Origin of the sequence: Streptomyces sp. 1331.2 (genome assembly GCF_900199205.1) — a bacterium.
GTDB lineage: Bacteria > Actinomycetota > Actinomycetes > Streptomycetales > Streptomycetaceae > Kitasatospora.
Genome location: NZ_OBMJ01000001.1, coordinates 4,768,969 through 4,788,837 on the forward strand (window position 1 = coordinate 4,768,969; position 19,869 = coordinate 4,788,837).

The following is a 19,869-nucleotide window of genomic DNA, read 5'->3' on the forward strand; positions in this document are numbered from 1 at the left end:
CCGGCCACGAACGGAGGCGAACCGCCCATGGTCTACACCGACTTCACCAAGTACAGCCACGCCCAGCTCCGCACGATGGCGCAGGCCCTCGACCCCGGCGCGGTGATGGCGGCCGGCGACCCCTGGCGAAACGCCGCCGACACCCTCAAGCAGATCCGCCTCGCCCTCACCAAGGCCAGCACCGAAGCCGCCACCACCTGGGAAGGCACCACCAGCAACGCCTTCCACACCCGCATGCTCAACCTGGCCGCCAGCATCAACAACGCCGCCGCCTACGCCAACGACGCGGCCAACATCCTCCACAACGTCTCCGAGGCCATGGCCAAGGCCAAACACGACATGCCCGAGGAACCCGGCAACTGGGACAGCTTCAAGGACCACGTCGCCGACGGCGTCTCCTCCCTCTTCGGCGACGGCGACGACGACCACATCCCCATCGCCAACCGCAAGAAGGCCGAAGCCGCCGCCATCATGCAGACCCTCGCCATGCACTACCGCATCGCGACCCCGGCCCTGAAGGCTCCACCGCCCTACGACCCGAAGAAGCCGCCGGTGAATCCCGGCGGACGGGATGACTTCGACGACCAGACCCCGGGCGATCAGAGCGCAGTTGCCGCCGTGGGCGGCGTGATGGCCGGTACGGGAGCAGGCAACCTGACCTCGGCCGGAGGCGTTGTGGGTAAATCCGCAGTTGCCCCTGCAGATCCCCGGGGCCGCAGCGTGAGCACCGGCGGGGCCGCTCCGAAGCCGTCGACAGTTTCACGAGGCACCCCGGTTCCATCGGAACCGGGGATCACGGGCGGGACGGTCAAGGCTACGGGGAAGCCCGGCCCCGCCAACTTCGGTGCAGGAACCGCTGTCGATGGTGTGACCATCGTTCCGCAGCCGATGACGGGCGGGTCAAAGCCGGCCGGAGTGACGGGTGCACCAACCCTCATCGGATCCGGGCCTCAGATCGGCGCTGGTCCCACTTGGTTCGGGCTTGGAAAGGGAGAGCCAGTACCAGGGCTGTTCGGTGGCGGACGAGAGAAGCAGGTGGCCGTGGAGCGGGGGGTCAGTGGCCGAGGCGGCGAGCCGGTCGGCCCTGGATCCGGTCCGCGAGGATCCGCAAAGGCCGCTGAGGGTATCCATGGCGGAAGTCCCGGCGTAGCGGGCCCTGGAACCGCGCGGACAGGCGGAACGGTGGTCGGTAAGGGCGAGCCGGCGGTACCAGGAGGAAAGGTGCCGGTGAGGGAAGCGGCCCCGGGCGGCAAACGGGCCTTCACCGAGGGTGGGTCCGGTCTGGGGCAGCGCGGTCGGCTCCGGGCGGAGTCGGCGGGTGCCTCCGGGGCCGCAGCAGGCCCGGCAGTGCCGTTCGGCGGTGCTCACGGGCGCGCCGCGGACAAGGAGAAGGGGCGCACGCGACCGGACTACCTGGTGGAGGACGAGGAGACCTGGGCGTCGGAGGAGGTCGCCAATCCCGACGTGGTGAAATGACCCTGGTCCTCAGGAGACCAGGTGATTCGATCAGGGCCCTCGCGGTTGATGGACCACGAGGGTTGCCGCTGTGCTGAGTGGGGTGACCGGCCTTGGGTGACTGGCAGCTTCGGCGTGGGATGGCTGCGCTGGCGGCAGGGGGTCTGGTCGCCGCGATCGGAACAGGCCCGGCCTGTGCGGACAGCGCCCGTGACGCGCAGTGGGTGTTGTCCGACTATCGAGCCAGTAGCGTGTTGTGGCCGGAATCGCAGGGCAACGGTGTCACGGTCGCCGTCATCGACAGCGGTGTCATGAAGGACCACCAGGACCTGGTCGGCCAGGTCGTCGCCGGTGCGGACTTCACTGGCGAAGGCACTGACGGCACGGTCGACAAGGACGGCCACGGAACCGGGATGGCGAGCCTTGTCGCCGGTCATGGCCACGGTGACAACGCCGGGATCATGGGATTGGCCCCGAAGGCCAAGATCCTTCCGGTCCGGGTGAGTTGGAGCACTGAGGGTGCGATGGCACAGAGTGGCTTGGCCAAGGGCATCCGGTTCGCCGTTGACCATGGCGCCAAGGTGATCAACATGTCGATCGGCGGCTACTCGGGGACCGACCAGGAGACCAGAACGGCGGTCAAGTATGCCGTCGACCACGATGTGGTCCTCGTGGCGTCGACCGGAAACAGCGGACAGCAAGCTGCCCCCGTCGAGTACCCGGCCGCGTATCCGGGAGTGGTGGCGGTCGGTGCGGTCGACCGGCAGGGACACCTGTGGGAGAAATCCACCTACGGACCGGAGACCACACTGGCGGGCCCTGGGGCGGAGATCTACCGGGCAAGTGCGAAGTCCTCAACGGGGTACGGGGTCGCCAACGGTACCTCGGATGCCTCTGCCTATGTGTCCGCCACTGCCGCACTGATTCGGGCGAAGAATCCGAATCTGTCGGCCGGGCAGGTGATCAATCGGATGATCAAGTCGGCTACGCCCGCCTCGGACGGAGCGACGGTGCCGAACGACCGGTACGGGTATGGGATCCTCGACCCCGCTAAGGCGTTGGCGGCGAATCCGGGTGTGGACAACGGGCCCCGTGAGAATCCGTTGGTGGGGCGGCACGAATCGCAGGGCGCGCCGCCGGCTGATGATTCGACGGACGAGGCTGTGGCGCCAGGAGCGGACGGCGGGGGGAGCAGCGGAAGCGGGACGGCTGTTGTCGTCGGGGCGGCGGCCGCCGGAGGGGTGCTCGTGCTGGGGCTGTCGGTGTTTGCGGTGGTGCGGGGGCGGCGGAGGCGGTGGTGAGTGGCGCCGGTCGGGATCGGTCGACGACGGCGATGGCGAGGTCGGCGGGGGCGGGGGCGGGGGGCATGCGCCGGTGGGCTGGCAGCATTTCGGCGGCGGCTGGCGGCATTGCCGCTGGTGGGGTGGCTGCGGTGGCCGCCATGCTGGGCCCATGAGCACTTCTGAGAACACCGCTGGCGCTGCCGCCGGGGAGATCGTCCCCGACACCAAGGACTGGACGTGGGTGCTGGAACGCCGGTGCCCGGACTGCGGGTTGGACACCCCCGGGGTGGTGCGCGAGGACGTGGCGGGGATGATCCGGGCCAATGCGGCGGGCTGGCTGGCGGTGCTGGCCGGGGAGGAGGACGGGCTGCGCCGCCGGCCGGAGGCGGGCGTCTGGTCGGAGCTGGAGTACGCGTGCCACGTCCGGGACGTCTTCCGGCTGTTCGACGTCCGGCTGGGCCTGATGCTGGACCTGGACGACCCGGTGTTCCCGAACTGGGACCAGGACGGGACGGCCGTCGCCGAGCGGTACGGCGAGCAGCAGCCGAAGGTGGTGGCGGCGGAGTTGGCGGAGGCCGCGGAGGCGCTGGCCGCGGCCTTCGAGCGGGTGGCCGGCGAGCAGTGGCAGCGGACCGGGAACCGCAGTGACGGGGCGCGGTTCACGGTGGAGTCGTTCGCCCGGTACCTGATCCACGACCCGGTGCATCACCTGTACGACGTCACGGGCGAGCGGGTCTGAGGCGTCCGGGGACGAGCCCGGGACGGGCGGCGCGCGGGGTCACCAGCCGGAGGCCTCGTGCAGCATGGTGCGGCGCAGTCGCCCGGCCACGCTGGCGGCGTCGGTGCCGATGACGTCGGCGATCTCGGGGGCGGCGAGGCCGACGACGTAGTGCAGGATCGCCAGGTCGTCGTCGGCCGGGTGGCGGTCCGGGGCCGCGGGTGCCCGGTGGGTGTGGTCGGCGACGATGCCGCGCAGGATCTCCCAGGCGTGCGCGGTCGGGTTGGCGCTTCCCATCAACTCGCGCCAGTGCACCGCGATTTCGGCGAAGGCCTGCTGGACGGCGGCGGCCGCGGTGCTGTGCTCGGTCAGCCACACCCGCGCGTAGCTGAGGTACCGGGGGCGGTGGAGTTCGCAGAACGCGGTGAACTCCAGTGGTACGTCCTCCGGCTCGCCGGGCCCCGGGGGTGGTCCGGCGGAAGTCGTGTGACGGTTGGTCATCTCGTCTTCTCGGAAAGGGAGATGGGTTTCTGACGGTCGATCATCTGTGCTCACTCTACGGTAGGCCCTCGGTGCGCTGGGTGACCAATCCGATGGAATGCCCGGAACCTGCCGCCGCCCGGCCGGTTCCGGTGCGACCGGGAGCGGAGGGGCGGCGGGGCGGACGGGCAGGGGGCCGACGGGGAGCCGGCGCGGGGCCGGCGGTACGGTGCTGCGCAGTGGTGCGTGGAGCGTAGGTGCGAGCGTGTCGCGGCTGGTCAGAGGGTGTGGACGGCTTCGGCTGCAAGGCAGTTGATGTGCCACCGTAGGCGTTCCGACGGCGGACGTCCACGCCTACGGCGCGAACCCGCGCCCGCACTACCGCCCTCACAACCGCGCGCACGATCATGGCGTCGATCACCACGGTCCCGGGCGTGGCGACGGGCGGGGGTGTGCGGCCCCGGCTGCCAATGGCTCCGTGCCGCTCGACCGTGCCCCGGCGGCCTGGACCCGCGTGCGGCCGACCGGGGCGGGGGGACGGGCGGTGTGTCCGACCGTCAGGAGGTCGTCCGGGCCTCCGCGGGGGAGATCCGGTCGGCGGCGGTGTCCCGTTCGACCTGGGTGGGGAAGGCCTCGACGGCCCGCCGTCGGGCCGCCTGCACGGCGGTCGCCGCCGCTGCGGCCGCAGTCGCCGCAGCGGCGGCCTCCTCGCGCTCGCACCGGTGTGCCGCACCCCCGGCGTGCGGACCGGCCGCGTGCGCGCCGGCCGCGTGCACGCCAGGGGTGTGCGCACCGGCCGGGTGCGCACCCGCGGCGCCGTGCCCGCCGGCGGCCCGCCCCGCCGCTCGTCGCCGCCGGCCGAGGGCGGCCCGGGCGGCGTGTTCCTCGGCCGCCTGTCTAGCGGCGAGGTAGGCCTGCACCGCTGCCATGCCGTAAACCGGCTGGATGAGCTGGTGGCCCTTGAAGAACGGCCTGGCCGGGGCGAATCCGGCGGCGACCACGAGGTCGCGGATCTCTGCTATCTCCGCCTCGCTGCGGGCGGTGAAGCGGACCTCCCAGCCCTTCTTGTACGTATGGCCCTTCTCGCCGCTGCGGCGCGCCGGGTCCGGGCGGCGGACGTATCCGGGCAGGCGGCCGAGGCGGAGCTGGGCCGCGCGGAGGCCGGCGGTCTCGTCACGTGACATGACGTAAGCCTAGGCAATCCTTGGGGTGCGATTGACGCTTGGGGGCTCCTCGCCGTATGTGGTTGGTCACTCTGGGTCAGGCAACCAGGCTGGCAATCGTTTTCGATCAGGTATGACAACCTGATGAGCGTCAATTACTCCAAATGAGTGAGGGTATGAGGACTTTAGTGCGGGCTGGTCCCGGTTTCGCGACGGTTGGGTAACAGTGCGTCAGCCTTTCGGTCGCAGGTCCGGGTGGTTGGGGATGGTGTCGGCATGAGCTACCGGATTCCCTCGCCGCCGCCGTCCCTGGAGGAACTGGCGCAGCGTCAGCAGAACGTCGTCACCGCGAGTCAGCTCCGCGCCCGGGGCGTGCCGGCCCGGGTCATCACCGGGCACTGCCGCCGGGGCGGCCCCTGGCAGCGACTGCTGCCCAGGGTCTACCTGCTGCAGTCCGAGGAGCCCACCCCGGAGCAGCGGATCTGGGCCGCGCTGCTGTACGCCGCGCAGAACGGCCGTGAGGAGGGCCGCCGCGAGGGCGCGGTGATCACCGGTGCGGCCGCGCTCGCGCTGTACGGCTTCGCCGCCGTGCCCCGGCTGCCCGCGGTGACGGGGGTGGACGTCCTGGTGCCCCGTCAGCGTCGCCTGAAGGACGTCGGCGCGGTGCGGATCCGGCGCACCGAAAGGGAGTTGGTGGCCCGCTCGGTGCACGGCCTGGCCTGTGCGCCGGTGGCCCGGGCGGTCGCGGACGCGCTGGGCGAGTGGACGGCGGACCCGCAGGCTGCGGCGCCGGTGCGCGAGGTGCTGCGGGAGGCCGTCGCGCGGCCGGAGAACCGGTGCACGGTACGGGAATTGGTGGCGGAGCTGACCGAGTCCGGGCTGACCGCCGAACCCCGGGTGCGGGCCGCGCTGGACGAACTCCTCGCCGCCGAGCGGGACGCGGTGCTGGAGCGGGTCGGCCACCTGGTGGACGAGTGGCTGCTGCCCGCCCCGCTGAGCGCCCCCGAACTGCGGATGTGCGGCGGCACCTACATCGGTGTGCCGGACCTCTACTGGCCGGAGCGCGGCGTCGCGGTGGAGGTGGACTCCGACCTGCGCTGCGTCAGCGAGGGCGAGGCCGCCTGGGTACGCGGCGGCCAGCACCGGATGGAGTACCTGGGCATCCGCGTGGTGTACGTCTCCGGTGCCCGGCTGGCCGCCGACCCGGACGCGGTCGGCGGCGAGCTGCGCGAGGCGTACCAGGCCGGGGGCACGGACGTGGTGGAGCTGCTGGTGGTCTGAGCCGGGGGTGTCGCCGGGCCGGATGCCGCCAGGCCGGGCCGGAAGGCGCTAGGACCGGACCACCGGGGTGCCGACCAGCTCGACGCCGGCCGCCCGCAGCTCCTCCAGCGCGGCGGAGGTGGTCTCCGCGGCCACCCCGGCGGTGAGGTCCAGCAGGACGCGGGTGGTGAAGCCCGCCCGGGCCGCGTCCAGCGCGGTCGCCCGCACGCAGTGGTCGGTGGCGATGCCCACCACGTCGACCTCGTCGACCTGCCGCTCGCGCAGCCACTCCACCGGGCCGCGGTTGTTCTCGTCCAGCCCCTCGAAGCCGCTGTACGCCGCCGAGTAGGCGCCCTTGTCGAAGACCGCCTCGACCGCGCCGGAGATGACGGCGGGCGCGAAGTTGGGGTGGAAACCCACGCCCTCGGTGCCGGCCACGCAGTGCGACGGCCAGCTGTCGACGTAGTCCGGCTGGGTGGAGAAGTGGTCGCCCGGGTCGATGTGGTGGTCGCGGGTGGCGAGGATGTGCTGGTAGCCGGGGGAGGACTCGGCGATGAGGTCGGTGATGGCGGCGGCCACCTCGGCGCCGCCGGCGACGGCCAGGCTGCCGCCCTCGCAGAAGTCGTTCTGCACGTCGACGACGATCAGTGCCCGGTGCATGGCTCGCATCCTCGGATGTCGGGGGCCCGCGGGAGGCGGCGCCCCGGTGGGGGAGCCCTCGGGAGTACTCGGCCCGGCTGTGCGGGACTCGGGGGGTTCTCGGGGAGCTCCGGGGAACTCTACGGCTGACTCTAGGGAGTGCTGCGCGGGGGCGGAAGCCCCCGGGGGCCGGTCCGGTGGCCGGGCCGGGGCCTGCGTTCGGGCCCGCCGGCCCGGCCGGGCCGGCGAGGGTCAGGCCCGGCCGACGGGGGTCAGGCCCGGCCGGCGGGACCGGGGGTCAGTGGGCCGGGTCGGCCGGCAGGGCCAGTTCGGTCGGCAGCACCGGGTCGCCCTTGGAGAGCTGGGTGGCCGACAGCGGCAGTGCGGCCCGGGCCCGGACGTGCCGTTCGCGGGCGGCGCTCAGCGGCTCCCGGCCGACGGTCTCGCCGGCCAGCACCAGCGGCACCTGCACCAGGTGCGGCCGCAGTTCCTCCGGGACGGGCCCGGTGCCGACCACCTCGGCCTCGGCCACGCCCTCGGCGTCGGGCCGGCGGGCCGCCCACTTGCGGCCGCCGATGCTGGTCTTGCCGCCGGCCGCGCGCTTGGCGACCGGGACCAGCGGTCCGCCCTCGGTCTCGGCCCGGGCGACGAGCTTGTAGACCATGGCGCAGGTCGGGTGGCCGCTGCCGGTGACCAGGCTGGTGCCGACGCCGTAGCCGTCGACCGGGGCGGCGGCCAGGGCGGCGATCGCGTACTCGTCCAGGTCCGAGGTGACGATGATCCTGGTCTTCTCGGCGCCCAGTTCGTCGAGCTGGCGGCGGACCCGGTGGGCGAGGAGGGTGAGGTCGCCGGAGTCGATCCGGACGGCGCCCAGTTCGGGGCCGGCCACCTCGACGGCGGTGCGTACGGCCTCGCGCAGGTCGAAGGTGTCGACGAGCAGCGTGGTGCCCTTGCCCATCGAGGCGATCTGCGCGCGGAAGGCGTCCCGTTCGCTGTCGTGGACCAGGGTGAAGGCGTGGGCGGCGGTGCCGGTGGTCGGGATGCCGTGGGTGAAACCGGCCTCCAGGTCGGAGGTGGCGGCGAACCCGGCCACGTACGCGGCCCGGGCGGCGGAGACGGCAGCCTGCTCGTGGGCCCGGCGGGCGCCCATCTCGATGACCGGGCGGCCGCCGGCGGCGGCCGTCATCCGGGAGGCGGCGGCCGCGATCGCCGAGTCGTGGTTGAGGATCGAGAGAATCACCGTCTCCAGGATCACCGCCTCGGCGAAGCTGCCCTCGACGGTGAGCAGCGGCGAGCCGGGGAAGTAGACCTCGCCCTCGGGGTAGCCGTGGATGTCGCCGCGGAAGCGGTAGTCGGCGAGGTAGCGCAGGGTGTCCTCGTCGACCACGCCCTGGCCGGCCAGCCAGTCCAGTTGGGCGGTGGAGAAGCGGAAGGCCTCGACGGCGTCGAGCACCCGGCCGGTGCCGGCCATGACGCCGTAGCGGCGGCCGCCCGGCAGACGGCGGGTGAAGACCTCGAAGACGGAGTGGCGGTGCGCGGCCCCGCTGCGCAGGGCGGCCTGCAGCATGGTGAGCTCGTAGCGGTCGGTGAGGAGCGCGGTCGAGCCGGCCGCGCGCACGGAAGTGGCGTCCATGGAGATGATGCTACTACCACTTAGCGTCAGAGTGACGATTTCTCGTCGAGCGGACCGGGTCGGAATCGCCCGGGTGTCCCCCGGATGGCAGCATGGGGCTTGAGGAGCAACGGACGAGTGTGCAGCGAGGAGGACCCGGCGTGAGTGTCGCGCCCGCGGAGATCGAGCGCCCCGAGGTCGAGGGGCTGCCGGTGGCAGAACCGGACACGCCCTGGGTGACCATCGTGCACAACGACGCGGTCAACCTGATGAGCTACGTCCAGTACGTCTTCCAGGCCTACTTCGGCTACCCGAAGGACAAGGCCCGGAAGCTGATGATGGACGTCCACACCAAGGGGCGGGCGGTGGTCTCCAACGGTTCCCGCGAGGAGATGGAGCGCGACGTCCAGGCGATGCACGGCTACGGCCTCTGGGCGACGCTGCAGCACGACTGACGCCGCGGCACGACTGACGCCGCGGTGCGACCGGCGCTGCGGTACGACCGACGCCGGACCGCCGGCCGTACGACGACGACGACGAAGACGGGCTGACCGATACAGATGGCTGGGTTGTTCGAGAGCACCGGCGGTGGCGGCGCGGTGATCGCGCTGGACGAGTGGGAGGCCTCCATCCTGCGCTCGCTGGAAGTGCAGGTGTTGGAGCTGATCGGCCCCGGGCCGGGCGGGGAGGGCGGCGACCCGCTGGCCGCGCTGTTCGCCGAGGGGCCGACCGAGGCGCCCGCCGATCCGGTGCTGGCCCGGTTCTTCCCCGACGCCTACGGCGATCCGGAGAAGCCGGACGACGGCGAGGCCGAGGCGGCGTCCGGGGAGTTCCGCCGCTTCACCGAGCTGGACCTGCGGGCCCGCAAGCGGGACGACGCGCTGTTCGTCATCCGGGCGCTGGACGGGCTCGGCGGTGGCGGGGTGCTCAAGCTGGGCACCGAGGACTGCCCGCGCTGGCTGGGCGCGCTGAACGACCTGCGGCTGGCCCTCGGCGTCCGGCTGGAGGTCACCGAGGACGACGAGGACGGCCTCTACGACCTGCCGGACGGCGACGAGCGCAAGCCGCTGGTGATGGCGTACCTGTGGCTGGGGGCGCTGCAGGAGTCGCTGCTGGAGGCGATGGCCGGGTGAACGGGAGCTGAATCCCGGCCCACGTTCAGGGGTGATCCTGCCCGCTTTCGGGCAAGCCCCGACGGTTTCGTCCAGCATGTGGACGATCCGCCGGGGCTTTTCCGCACAAAATCGGGCGAACCCTACCAGGCCATGCTCAAATATCGCTCAGACGAACACCGCTATTCGGATGGTGCGTGGTACGACTTCTCCACCCCCGAGACCGACCAGGACGGTGTGCGCATGGCCGAGAAGTTGTCCGACGAAGTCGTCGACACCACTCCGGACGAAGAGGGCTACGAGCGGGGACTCGGAAGCCGCCAGATCCAGATGATCGCCATCGGCGGCGCCATCGGCACCGGCCTCTTCCTCGGTGCCGGCACCGCGATCTCCAAGTCCGGCCCGAGCCTGATCCTCTCCTACGCCGTCGCCGGCCTGGTGATCTTCGTGATCATGCGGGCCCTCGGCGAACTGCTCACCTACCGCCCGGTCTCCGGCAGTTTCGCCGAGTACGCCCGGGAGTTCCTCGGCCCCTTCGCCGGCTACGTCACCGGCTGGACGTACTGGCTGTTCTGGGTCGTCACCGGCATGGCCGAGACCACCGCAGCCGCCGTGTACGTGAAGTTCTGGGCGCCGGACATCCCGCAGTGGCTCAGCGCGCTGACCTTCCTGGTCATCCTCTACGCGGCCAACCTGATCTCGGTGAAGGTGTTCGGCGAGATCGAGTTCTGGTTCTCCATGGTCAAGGTCACCGCCATCATCGGCATGATCCTGATCGGCATAGGGGTGCTCACCCTGGGCTTCAGCAAGGCCGGTGACACCGCGTCGGTCAGCAACCTGTGGGAGAACGGCGGCTTCTTCCCCAAGGGCATCGGCGCCACCGTGATGACCCTGCAGATCGTCATGTTCGCCTACCTGGGCGTCGAACTCGTCGGCGTCACCGCGGGCGAGAGCGAGAACCCCGAGAAGACCCTGCCGCGGGCCATCAACACCCTGCCCTGGCGCATCGCGCTGTTCTACATCGGCGCCCTGGTCGTCATCCTCTCGCTCGTCCCGTGGACCGAATTCCAGCCCGGCGTCAGCCCGTTCGTCGCCGCCTTCGGCAAGATCGGCATCCCCGCCGCGGCCGGCATCATCAACTTCGTGGTGCTCACCGCCGCGCTGTCCTCCTGCAACTCCGGCATGTACTCCACCGGCCGGATGCTGCGCGACCTCGCGCTGCGCGGCCAGGCCCCCGGGCGGCTCACCAAGCTCAACTCCCGCCGCAGCCCGGCCGTCGCGATCACCGTCTCCTGCCTGCTGATGGGCGTCGGCGTGGTGCTCAACGGCCTCGTCCCGGAGCGGGCGTTCGAGTACATCACCTCGGTCGCCACCGTCTGCGGCCTGTGGACCTGGGCGATGATCCTGATCTCCCAGATCCGCTACCGCAAGGCCTGGAAGGGCGGCCACCTGCCGCGGCCCACCTTCAAGGCGCCCGGCGGCGCCTGGGTCAGCTGGGCCGCGCTCGCCTTCCTCGCCCTGGTCGTCGTCCTGATCGCCCTCGACGAGGACAACCGGATCTCGCTGTACGTCTTCCCGGCCTGGGCCGTCCTGCTGGTGGTCGGCTACCGCTTCCTCGAACGCCGCAACCCGCAGGCCGTCCACGCCACCGCCCACGACCACCTGCCCGCCCGCGACGCCGGCTGACCGGCCCCGGTCCGGCTGACCGGCCCCCGGTCCGCCCCTGGGCCGGGGGGTGCCGACCGCACCGCGGACACCGGCCGACCGCGCCTCGGACGCCCCGGCAGGCACCTGCCGGGGCGTGGCTATCCTGACCCGCATGCTGACCATCACCCGAGAACTCCGCGACCGGATCGTGGCCCACGCCCGCGCCGACCACCCGGACGAGGCCTGCGGCGTGGTCGCCGGACCGGCCGGCAGCGGACGGCCCGAGCGGTTCATCCCGATGCTCAACGCGGCCCGCTCGCCCACCTTCTACGAGTTCGACTCGGGCGACCTGCTCAAGCTCTACCGCGAGATGGACGACCGCGACGAGGAGCCGGTGATCGTCTACCACTCCCACACCGCCACCGAGGCCTACCCCTCGCGCACCGACGTGAGCTACGCCTCCGAGCCGTTCGCCCACTACGTCCTGGTCTCCACCGCCGACGGCAACGGCGAGGACGACCCGTACCAGTTCCGCTCGTTCCGCATCGTGGACGGCGAGATCACAGAGGAAGACGTCCAGGTCGTCGAGGAGTACGCGGCCTGACCGGCCCCCGCCCGCACCCCGCCCGCCGACCGTTCCGAACCGGTCGGCGGGCCCCGGTGTCTCAGCACTGGGGACGAGAACATCCGGATCCCGAGACGGGCATGTCGGAGCGGGCCCGGGAATCTATACGATGAGCCCATGCGTTCCGTCGATGTGAGCAACCAGGCCCCGGGCACCCGCCTCGTGGCGCGCCTGCACATCGACCTGTGCCGGCACGCCGGCGCGATCTGTCCCGGCACGTCCGCGCGCTCGCGCTGAGAGCCGCCCAGCCCCACCCGGGCCCGCCGCCCCACCGGCGACGCCGAGCCCCGGGCACCGCCGTCCCGCCGCGCCCGCTGCGGCCCACCCACTCCACGACTCGCACAGGAGCGCACCCATGGCCATCGAGGTCCGCATCCCGACCATCCTCCGCACCTACACCGACGGCGCCAAGGCCGTCGAGGGCAACGGCAGCAACCTCGCGGAACTCTTCACCGACCTCGACGCCCGCCACCCGGGCATCGCCGCCCGCCTGGTCGACGGCGGCGAGCTGCGCCGCTTCGTCAACGTCTACCTGAACGACGAGGACGTCCGCTTCCTGGAGGGCATCTCCACCGCCCTCGCCGACGGCGACAGCGTCACCATCCTGCCCGCCGTGGCCGGCGGCGCCCGCTGATCCACCGGCTCCCCCGCCGCCGGCGGGGGAGCCACCCGGCAACCCTCACCATCCGCGACCCCCAGCACCCGCTGCCTTCACCGCCGGGTGACCCTCACCGCCGTGGCCGGAGGCCCCCTTGCGTTACGACAGCCCGCTCGAAGCCGTCGGCAACACCCCGCTGGTCCGCCTGCCGAGGCTGTCCGCCGCCGTCCCCGGCAACGACGAGGGCCTGGTGACCCTCTGGGCCAAGCTGGAGGACCGCAACCCGACCGGCTCGATCAAGGACCGCCCGGCGCTGCACATGATCGAGCGCGCCGAGGCCGACGGCCGGCTCACCCCGGGCTGCACCATCCTGGAGCCCACCAGCGGCAACACCGGCATCTCCCTCGCCATGGCCGCCAAGCTCAAGGGCTACCGGATGGTCTGCGTGATGCCCGAGAACACCAGCGAGGAACGGCGCGAACTGCTCCGCATGTGGGGCGCCGAGATCATCCCCTCCCCGGCCGCCGGCGGCTCCAACACCGCCGTGCGGATGGCGAAGGAGATCGCCGCCGAGCATCCCGACTGGATCATGCTCTACCAGTACGGCAACCCCGACAACGCGGGCGCCCACTACACCGGTACCGGCCCCGAGATCCTCGCCGACCTGCCGACCGTCACCCACTTCGTGGCCGGCCTCGGCACCACCGGCACCCTCATGGGCGTCGGCCGCTACCTGCGCGAGAAGGTCCCCGGCGTGAAGATCGTCGCCGCCGAACCGCGCTACGACGACCTGGTGTACGGGCTGCGCAACCTCGACGAGGGCTTCGTCCCCGAGCTGTACGACGCCGAGGTGCTCACCACCCGCTTCTCCGTCGGCTCCGCGGACGCCGTCCGCCGCACCCGCGAACTCCTCCAGCAGGAAGGCATCTTCGCGGGCGTCTCCACCGGCGCCATCCTGCACGCGGCGATCGGCGTCGGCCGCAAGGCGGCAGCCGCGGGGGAGCGCGCGGACATCGTCTTCGTGGTCGCCGACGGCGGCTGGAAGTACCTGTCCACCGGCATCTACACCGCCGAGTCCACCGAGGCGGCGGTCGAGGCGCTGCAGGGCCAGCTCTGGGCCTGATCCGGTTCCGGACGGGCCCTAGTTCCAATGCCAGTGACTTAGGTTGTGTCCGCTCTGGTGATCGTGATGGTTGCGGGGGTTGGTGGTGGCCAGTCGTGCTGTTGGGCGCGTTTGAGGGGCCAGTTGGACATCTTGCGTTTGATGACGCGGGGGCAGGTCCGTTGACGGCGCGGGGGTAGGAGGCGTTCGGTGATCTCAGCCAGGGTGCGGTTCAGCGCCCTGGTGAGTCTGCCGGGGGGAAAGCGCCGCCTGGGCGGGGACCTGGCGGCGCACGACCCGCAGACTGCGGGTGAAGGACAAGCGGTCGGGGTCCACGCCCTCATGCAGGGCGGCTTGGTGCATGAGTTGTCGGATGGCGTGGTGGACGAGCAGGAGGCCGTAGACCTCCTGCTCGACGCCCCACGGGTACTTCGAGCGCAGGACGAGTTTGGGTCCGCGCTGGTGGGTCTTGATCTCGTCCAGGGTGGTCTCGATCTCCCAGCGCTGGACGTAGAGCGCGGCCAACTCGGCGGCCGGTGCCTCCTCGGGGTCGAGGAGAGTGGTGATCAGGCGGTAGACGGTGCCATCACCGGTGGAGGCGAGGGTGTATTCGACGACCCGGACGGTCACCGGGTTGCGGCGACTCCTTCTGTCCGGTTCGGCGTGCACCGTGCTGAGGTACGAGCCGTCGCTGAGCACGCGCACGACGGGCAGGTTCGCGCTCTTGCGCACGCGCCACAGCAGGTCCGCGCCGGTGGCCCGTGCGTGCTGCCACAGCTCGAAGCCGTAGAAGCCCCGGTCGGCCAGCAGCAGCATCCCCTCGCGAAGCCGGTCGAACAGCTGCCGGGACAGGGACTGCTCGCTCGCCGACAGCGGACCGGTGACGGCGGCGAACACCGCGTGGGTGCCGCACTCGGCCAGCCCCACCACCCTGGCCTGCGGGAACGCGCTCGCTCCGCGTCCCGACACATGGCGGCCGAAGAAGGCGTCGTTGGCCTCGGTGTCCGCCAGGTCCAGCGTGGTGCCGTCCACCGCGACCAGGCGCCAGCGCCGGTACCAGGCCCCCGCTGTCCCGGGCACCGCCATCGGCCGACACACCCGCGCGAACAGCAACCGCAACGGCTCTGGACCCAGCCGCCGACGGGCCCGGCCGATCGCGGCGGTCGTGGGCACCCGCCACGACCGCCGCCCGTCCCCGAGCCCCTCGCCCAGCACCCGGGCGACCTCTTCATAGCCCTGCCCGAAGAACAGGCACATCGCCAGCACGAAGTACACGACCACCCGCGCCGGCAACAACCGGCTGCGTTTCTCGCCCCGCCCGGTCTCCGCGATCACCTCATCCACCAGACCCGGCGGAAACGCCCGGGTCAACACCCCGATCGCGATCCGGTCCGACAACCGCTCACCCGCAGGCGACTTGACCTGTCCCACCCTCGCCACACCACAACCAACGAGACAGGGACACCAAAGTCACTGGCATTGGCCCTAGTTCAGCACCTTCTGCGCCCGGGCCCAGACCTGGCGGTCCACCGTGCCGGCCCGGCGGCGGAAGGCCGACAGCGGCACGTCGCGCAGCTCGTCCGTCTCCAGCCAGCTGGCCCGGCCCTGCCGGTCGCCCACCGAGCCCGGCGGCAGCGGCAGCACGCCCGGGCGGTCGGCGTGGTGCTTGCTGGTGATCTTCGCGACGGTGGCGGTCCGGCCCCGCACCCGCAGCACCAGGCACGGGCGGTCCTTGGAGCCCGGGCCGTCCTCGAACGGCACCTCCGCCCACCAGATCTCCTGCGGCTCCGGGAGGGCCCTGGTGCCGGGGCGCGGCCGCGGGCCGGTCGGGCCGGCCGGACGCGCGGCCGGCCGGGTGCGCCGCGCCCGCAGCGCCGCGACGGCCGCCGCCAGCGCGATGCCGGCCAGTGCCAGGACGACCCAGGTACCAGTCATGCCGTTCATGCCGCGAACCGTACCGGGCCCAGGGTGGACGCCACCACCGTGACGGCTGTGACAGTTGAGTATTTGTCCGTACGTTGCTCCCGGTTCGTCACGGAACGGCCACCGTGCCCCTTCTGCGCCGGAGGCTCCGGTGGACTCCGGAGAGGCTGCCTCACGACCGCCCGCCCCCGCCCCCTCCGGAGGTGTTCCTCGTGAGTGGATCCGAGCTGTGGTCCTACGCCGAGATCGCCCGCCACATCAGCGTCCGGCCCGAGACCGTCCGCAGCTACCGCCGGCACGGGCTGCTGCCCGACCCGGACGTCATCGACGGCAGCGGCCACCCCCGCTGGTACCCCGACACCATCCGCGCCTGGGCCCGCAACCGCCCCCGCCACCGCTGACCGCCTTCCCGTCCCCGGCCCCCGCCCCCGTCCCCGGCGTTCTGGTGATTCCAGCCACAGCGCGGCACGGGGACGGGGGCAAAGTGCCCCTCCGCCCTTACCCTCGACACACCAATGCAGTGCTCCCGGCCGGTCGAACCGGCCCGGCCTGCCGTTTTCCATGCTGTTTTCCATGCCGTTTTCCAACAGCAGCCAGGACGTGTCGGGGCGGAGGGGCTCGGATGAAACTGACCGTGGTGGGGTGCTCGGGGAGCTTCCCGTCCGCCGACTCGCCCTGCTCCAGCTACCTGGTCGAGGCCGAGGGGTACCGCGTCGTCCTCGACCTCGGCAACGGAGCCCTCGGCGCCCTGCAGAAGTACACCGGCCTCTACGACGTCGACGCCGTCCTGCTCAGCCACCTGCACGCCGACCACTGCGTCGACCTGTGCGCCTACTGGGTCGCCCGCAACTACCGCGCCGAGGGCTGCCCCGAGCTGCTGCCCGTGTACGGCCCGGCCGGCACCGCCGAACGGCTCGCCCGCGCCTACGACATGCCCGAGAACCCGGGGATGAAGGAGGTGTTCGAGTTCCGCACCCTCACCCCCGGCAGCTTCCGGCTCGGCCCGTTCCGGATCACCGTCGCCCGGGTCAACCACCCCGTCGACGCCTTCGCCTTCCGGCTCGAACACGGCGGCAGCTCGCTCGTCTACAGCGGCGACACCGGCGAGAGCGCCGAACTCGTCGAACTCGCCCGCGACACCGACCTCTTCCTCTGCGAGGCCGCGTACATCGACGGCCGCGACACCTACCGGGCCGTCCACCTCAACGGGCGCGAAGCCGGCGAGCACGCCACCGCCGCGGGCGCCCGCCGGCTCGTCCTCACCCACATCCCCCCGTGGACCGACGCCGAGCACAACCGCCGCGACGCCGCCGCCGCGTACGCCGGGCCGGTCGAGATCGCCCGCGCGGGCGCGGTGTACGAGCTCTGACGGACGCTGCCGGCACTGGCTGACCCCACCGGGGCCAGCCAGTTCGTCTCACCAGGCTGCGCCGATGGAGAGTCCCAACTCGCGCCGGAAGAGACTGACGTGACTGGGCGTCAGGTCATCGCCGGCCTGGGAGCGGAGAGCCGCTTCCAGGCCGGCGTGCATGCCGCCCGGCGGGGGTGGATCCCCTGGATCCAGGGGATCCAGAGTGCCTAACGCCGCCCGGGGACGGGCAGTCCGAGGTGGTCCCGGAGGGTGTGGCCGGTGTAGTCGGTGCGGAAGACCCCGCGTTCCTGGAGCAGCGGCACCACCCGGTCGACGAACTCGTCCAGGCCGCCCGGGGTGAGGTGCGGGACGAGGATGAAGCCGTCGGCGGCGTCGTTCTGCACGAAGTGGTCGATCTGCGCGGCGACGGTGGCGGGGGCGCCGATGAAGGACTGCCGGCCGGTCAGCTCGATCACCAGTTCGCGGCTGGTCAGCTGCTTCTCGGCCGCCACCGCCCGCCACCGCCGGGCGACGGCGACCGGGTCGCCGTGCCGGACCCGGCCCTGGACCAGGGCGCTGTCGGGGTCCGGGTCGACGGCCGGCAGCGGCCCGTCCGGGTCGTGGCCGGACAGGTCGATGCCCCAGACCTGCTCCAGGAAGGCGATCGTGGTCTGCGGTCCGACCTGAGCCCGTCGGATCGCGGTGGCGCGTTCGGCGGCCTCGGCGTCGGTGTCGCCGAGCACGAAGGTGACCCCGGGCATGATCTTCAGCTCGTCCGGCTTGCGCCCGTACGCGGTGAGCCGGCGCTTGACGTCCGCGTGGAAGGCCTGGCCGTCGGCGAGGGTGGAGTGCCGGCTGAAGACCACGTCGGCGGTGGCGGCGGCGAACTCCCGGCCCTCGTCGGAGTCCCCGGCCTGGATCACCACCGGGTGGCCCTGCGGCGGGCGGGGCAGCGAGAGCCGGCCCTCGACGTCGAACTGCGGGCCGCGGTGCCGTACGCCCTCCTCCCCGGCGTCCCAGAACTCCCGTGCCAGCTGCACGAATTCGGCGGCCCGGGTGTAGCGATCGGCGCGGTCCAGGTAGCCGCCGCGGCGGAAGTTCTCGCCGGTGAAGGCATCCGAGGAGGTGACCACGTTCCAGGCCGCGCGGCCGCCGGAGAGGTGGTCCAGGGAGGCGAAGCGGCGGGCCAGTTCGTACGGTTCGTTGAAGGTCGCGTTGACGGTGGCGGCCAGTCCGAGCCGTTCGGTGACGGCGGCCAGCGCGTTCAGCACGGTGATCGACTCGGGGCGGCCGACCACGTCCAGGTCGTGGATGAGGCCCTTGGACTCGCGCAGCCGCAGGCCCTCGGCGAGGAAGAAGAAGTCGAACTTCCCGCGCTCGGCGGTCTGCGCGAGGTGGCGGAAGGAGGCGAACTCGATGTGGCTGCCGGAGGCGGGGTCGCTCCACACCGTGGTGTTGTTGACGCCGGGGAAGTGCGCGGCGAGGTGGATCTGCTTGAGCGGGCGGTCCGTCATCGGGTCACCTCGGCGAGGGCGGGGGTTGCGGCGGCGGGCGAGAGCGGGGCGGCGTAGCGGCTGGCCGGGCGGGCCAGGCCGAGGTGGTCGCGCAGGGTGCGGCCGGTGTAGTCGGTGCGCAGCAGTCCGGCGGCGCGCAGGGCCGGGGCGATCCGGTCGGCCAGGGCGGCGAGGTCGCGCTGCGGGTCGGCGGGGGTGAGGTGGAAGCCGTCGACGCCGGTGCCGGTGGCGGTGAGTTCGGCGAGCAGGCGTTCGTCGGCGGCCCGGTCGGGCAGGGCGGACAGGGTGGTGTCGAGGCGGGCGAGGATCCGCAGGCCCTCGCCGGCGCGCAGCCGCAGTTCGGTGGCGGCGCTCAGCCGGGTGGCGCGGTCGGAGGCGTCGAGCAGGACGACGTCGGCGTGCCGGGTGGCGGTGGCGACCCGGGCGCGGCCGCCGGGGGAGGCGTCCGGCGCGAGGTCGGCCGCGGTCACCGGCACCACGACCACCGGGCGGCCCTGCGGGGGGCGCGGGGTGATGGACGGGCCGCGGACCGAGAAGTGCGGGCCCTCGAAGTCGACGTAGTGCAGCTTGTCGCGGTCGATGAAGCGCCCGGTGGCGGTGTCGCGGATCTCCGCGTCGTCCTCCCAGCTGTCCCAGAGCCGGGCGGCGACCTCCACGGCGTCGGCCGCCTCGGCCCACAGCTCGTCCTCGGGGGCGACCGGGCGGCGGCCGAAGGCCCTGGCCTCGGCCTCGGTCGTGGAGACGCCGACCAGCCAGCCGGCCCGGCCCTCGCTCACCCAGTCCAGGGTGTTGACCGAGATCGAGGTGTGGAAGGGCTCGGTGTGGGTGGTGGTGACGGTCGGCACCAGCCCGACCCGGCCGGTCAGCGGGGCGGTGCGGGAGAGGGTGGCGAGCGCGTCGGGGCGGCTCGGCACGGCGGCGAAGGAGTCGTCGAGGGTGACGAAGTCCAGGGTGGCCCGTTCGGCGAGGCGGGCGAGGACGGTGTAGTGCCCGGCGTCGAAGCGGCCGGGACGGCCGGGGGTGTCGGGGCTGTCGAGGGCGGCGGACAGGTGCAACGGGCGGGGCATGGTGAGCCTGACTTTCCTCGTGCGGACGCGTGCGCGCACCGGCGGACCCGTACGGGTGCGGGGGCGGGCGGGCACGCGGATGCGCGGTGACGGCCCGCGGGCGGAGCCCGGACGGGCGGGAGGGGAGGAGCCGGCACCGGGCGGGACGTCAGCCGGGCGGCGGCGGGGGAACGGTCAGCTCAGCCGCGACACGCCGCGGACCACACGCGACCGAAGTCGATGTGGCTGCGGGTGACCAGCGGGCACGAGGCGTTCACCGCTTCAGTTGACCAGGGCCTCCGTCGGTTCGTCAACCGCCGTTTCCGCATCCCGGAGGAGCG

21 protein-coding genes are annotated in these 19,869 nt (G+C 72.4%); 13 read left to right on the plus strand and 8 right to left on the minus strand.

Annotated elements, in window-relative coordinates; translation table 11 throughout:
• The first annotated feature begins 27 nt into the window (after positions 1-27).
• From CRP52_RS37700 to CRP52_RS20460, 3 genes are all read left to right on the plus strand, one after another.
• The gene (locus tag CRP52_RS37700; protein ID WP_143685790.1) at positions 28-1,476 is read left to right on the plus strand and encodes a WXG100 family type VII secretion target; all 1,449 of its coding nucleotides are present in this window, start codon (positions 28-30) and stop codon (positions 1,474-1,476) included.
• 92 nt (positions 1,477-1,568) lie between these two features.
• A complete protein-coding gene (locus CRP52_RS20455; protein WP_143685791.1) occupies positions 1,569-2,756 on the plus strand; it encodes a S8 family serine peptidase in 1,188 nt (395 codons plus the stop codon).
• A 151-nt stretch (positions 2,757-2,907) separates the two neighbouring features.
• Positions 2,908-3,477, plus strand: a complete 570-nt coding sequence (locus CRP52_RS20460; RefSeq protein ID WP_097237722.1) for a DinB family protein — start codon at positions 2,908-2,910, stop codon at positions 3,475-3,477.
• A 39-nt stretch (positions 3,478-3,516) separates the two neighbouring features.
• Here CRP52_RS20460 and CRP52_RS38370 read toward each other — a convergent pair whose 3' ends face one another.
• The gene (locus tag CRP52_RS38370) at positions 3,517-3,957 is read right to left on the minus strand and encodes a hypothetical protein (RefSeq protein ID WP_097237723.1); all 441 of its coding nucleotides are present in this window, start codon (positions 3,955-3,957) and stop codon (positions 3,517-3,519) included.
• Between the two features lie 536 nt (positions 3,958-4,493).
• A complete protein-coding gene (locus tag CRP52_RS20470; protein WP_097237724.1) occupies positions 4,494-5,120 on the minus strand; it encodes a hypothetical protein in 627 nt (208 codons plus the stop codon).
• Between the two features lie 255 nt (positions 5,121-5,375).
• Here CRP52_RS20470 and CRP52_RS20475 point away from each other — a divergent pair, with 255 nt between their 5' ends.
• Complete coding sequence (locus tag CRP52_RS20475) at positions 5,376-6,380, plus strand: hypothetical protein (RefSeq protein WP_097237725.1); 1,005 nt, start codon at positions 5,376-5,378, stop codon at positions 6,378-6,380.
• A gap of 48 nt (positions 6,381-6,428) precedes the next feature.
• On the opposite strand, the gene CRP52_RS20480 is transcribed toward CRP52_RS20475, so the two are convergent.
• Together CRP52_RS20480 and CRP52_RS20485 are read right to left on the minus strand one after the other, a co-directional pair.
• Positions 6,429-7,019 carry an isochorismatase family protein gene (locus tag CRP52_RS20480; RefSeq protein ID WP_097237726.1) on the minus strand — a complete coding sequence of 197 codons (591 nt, stop codon included), beginning with the start codon at positions 7,017-7,019 and terminating at the stop codon, positions 6,429-6,431.
• A gap of 277 nt (positions 7,020-7,296) precedes the next feature.
• Positions 7,297-8,631, minus strand: coding sequence for a nicotinate phosphoribosyltransferase (locus CRP52_RS20485; protein ID WP_097237727.1), 1,335 nt, complete (start codon positions 8,629-8,631; stop codon positions 7,297-7,299).
• A 140-nt stretch (positions 8,632-8,771) separates the two neighbouring features.
• Here CRP52_RS20485 and clpS point away from each other — a divergent pair, with 140 nt between their 5' ends.
• The 7 genes from clpS to CRP52_RS20515 all read left to right on the plus strand — a co-directional run bounded on the left by clpS (position 8,772) and on the right by CRP52_RS20515 (position 13,715).
• Positions 8,772-9,065: an ATP-dependent Clp protease adapter ClpS gene (gene clpS, locus CRP52_RS20490; RefSeq protein WP_097237728.1), complete on the plus strand. Its 294-nt coding sequence runs from the start codon at positions 8,772-8,774 to the stop codon at positions 9,063-9,065.
• 105 nt (positions 9,066-9,170) lie between these two features.
• Entirely contained in the window at positions 9,171-9,743 is a 573-nt protein-coding gene (locus CRP52_RS20495) for a DUF2017 domain-containing protein (RefSeq protein ID WP_097237729.1), read from the plus strand.
• 222 nt (positions 9,744-9,965) lie between these two features.
• Complete coding sequence (locus CRP52_RS20500; RefSeq protein WP_097237730.1) at positions 9,966-11,408, plus strand: amino acid permease; 1,443 nt, start codon at positions 9,966-9,968, stop codon at positions 11,406-11,408.
• A gap of 133 nt (positions 11,409-11,541) precedes the next feature.
• Positions 11,542-11,973: a Mov34/MPN/PAD-1 family protein gene (locus tag CRP52_RS20505; protein WP_097237731.1), complete on the plus strand. Its 432-nt coding sequence runs from the start codon at positions 11,542-11,544 to the stop codon at positions 11,971-11,973.
• Between the two features lie 138 nt (positions 11,974-12,111).
• The gene (locus tag CRP52_RS40835; protein ID WP_310794195.1) at positions 12,112-12,231 is read left to right on the plus strand and encodes a putative leader peptide; all 120 of its coding nucleotides are present in this window, start codon (positions 12,112-12,114) and stop codon (positions 12,229-12,231) included.
• 118 nt (positions 12,232-12,349) lie between these two features.
• Positions 12,350-12,628, plus strand: coding sequence for a MoaD/ThiS family protein (locus CRP52_RS20510; protein WP_097237732.1), 279 nt, complete (start codon positions 12,350-12,352; stop codon positions 12,626-12,628).
• 118 nt (positions 12,629-12,746) lie between these two features.
• Positions 12,747-13,715, plus strand: a complete 969-nt coding sequence (locus tag CRP52_RS20515; protein WP_097237733.1) for a PLP-dependent cysteine synthase family protein — start codon at positions 12,747-12,749, stop codon at positions 13,713-13,715.
• Between the two features lie 195 nt (positions 13,716-13,910).
• Here the strand turns inward: CRP52_RS20515 and CRP52_RS20520 are convergent, their stop codons facing one another.
• Both CRP52_RS20520 and CRP52_RS20525 read right to left on the minus strand, forming a co-directional pair.
• Positions 13,911-15,134: an IS4 family transposase gene (locus CRP52_RS20520; protein WP_097234600.1), complete on the minus strand. Its 1,224-nt coding sequence runs from the start codon at positions 15,132-15,134 to the stop codon at positions 13,911-13,913.
• Positions 15,135-15,179: 45 nt separating this feature from the next.
• A complete protein-coding gene (locus CRP52_RS20525; RefSeq protein WP_097240223.1) occupies positions 15,180-15,629 on the minus strand; it encodes a type II toxin-antitoxin system PemK/MazF family toxin in 450 nt (149 codons plus the stop codon).
• A gap of 200 nt (positions 15,630-15,829) precedes the next feature.
• Here CRP52_RS20525 and CRP52_RS20530 point away from each other — a divergent pair, with 200 nt between their 5' ends.
• On the plus strand, positions 15,830-16,018 hold the full coding sequence (locus tag CRP52_RS20530; protein ID WP_097240224.1) for a MerR family transcriptional regulator: 189 nt from the start codon (positions 15,830-15,832) through the stop codon (positions 16,016-16,018).
• 221 nt (positions 16,019-16,239) lie between these two features.
• On the plus strand, positions 16,240-16,986 hold the full coding sequence (locus tag CRP52_RS20535) for an MBL fold metallo-hydrolase (RefSeq protein ID WP_097237734.1): 747 nt from the start codon (positions 16,240-16,242) through the stop codon (positions 16,984-16,986).
• A gap of 209 nt (positions 16,987-17,195) precedes the next feature.
• Here CRP52_RS20535 and CRP52_RS20540 read toward each other — a convergent pair whose 3' ends face one another.
• Together CRP52_RS20540 and CRP52_RS20545 are read right to left on the minus strand one after the other, a co-directional pair.
• Entirely contained in the window at positions 17,196-18,482 is a 1,287-nt protein-coding gene (locus CRP52_RS20540; protein ID WP_097237735.1) for an LLM class flavin-dependent oxidoreductase, read from the minus strand.
• A complete protein-coding gene (locus CRP52_RS20545) occupies positions 18,479-19,549 on the minus strand; it encodes an LLM class flavin-dependent oxidoreductase (protein ID WP_097237736.1) in 1,071 nt (356 codons plus the stop codon). The genes CRP52_RS20540 and CRP52_RS20545 overlap by 4 nt, the downstream gene beginning before the upstream one ends.
• Positions 19,550-19,869 lie beyond the last annotated feature (320 nt).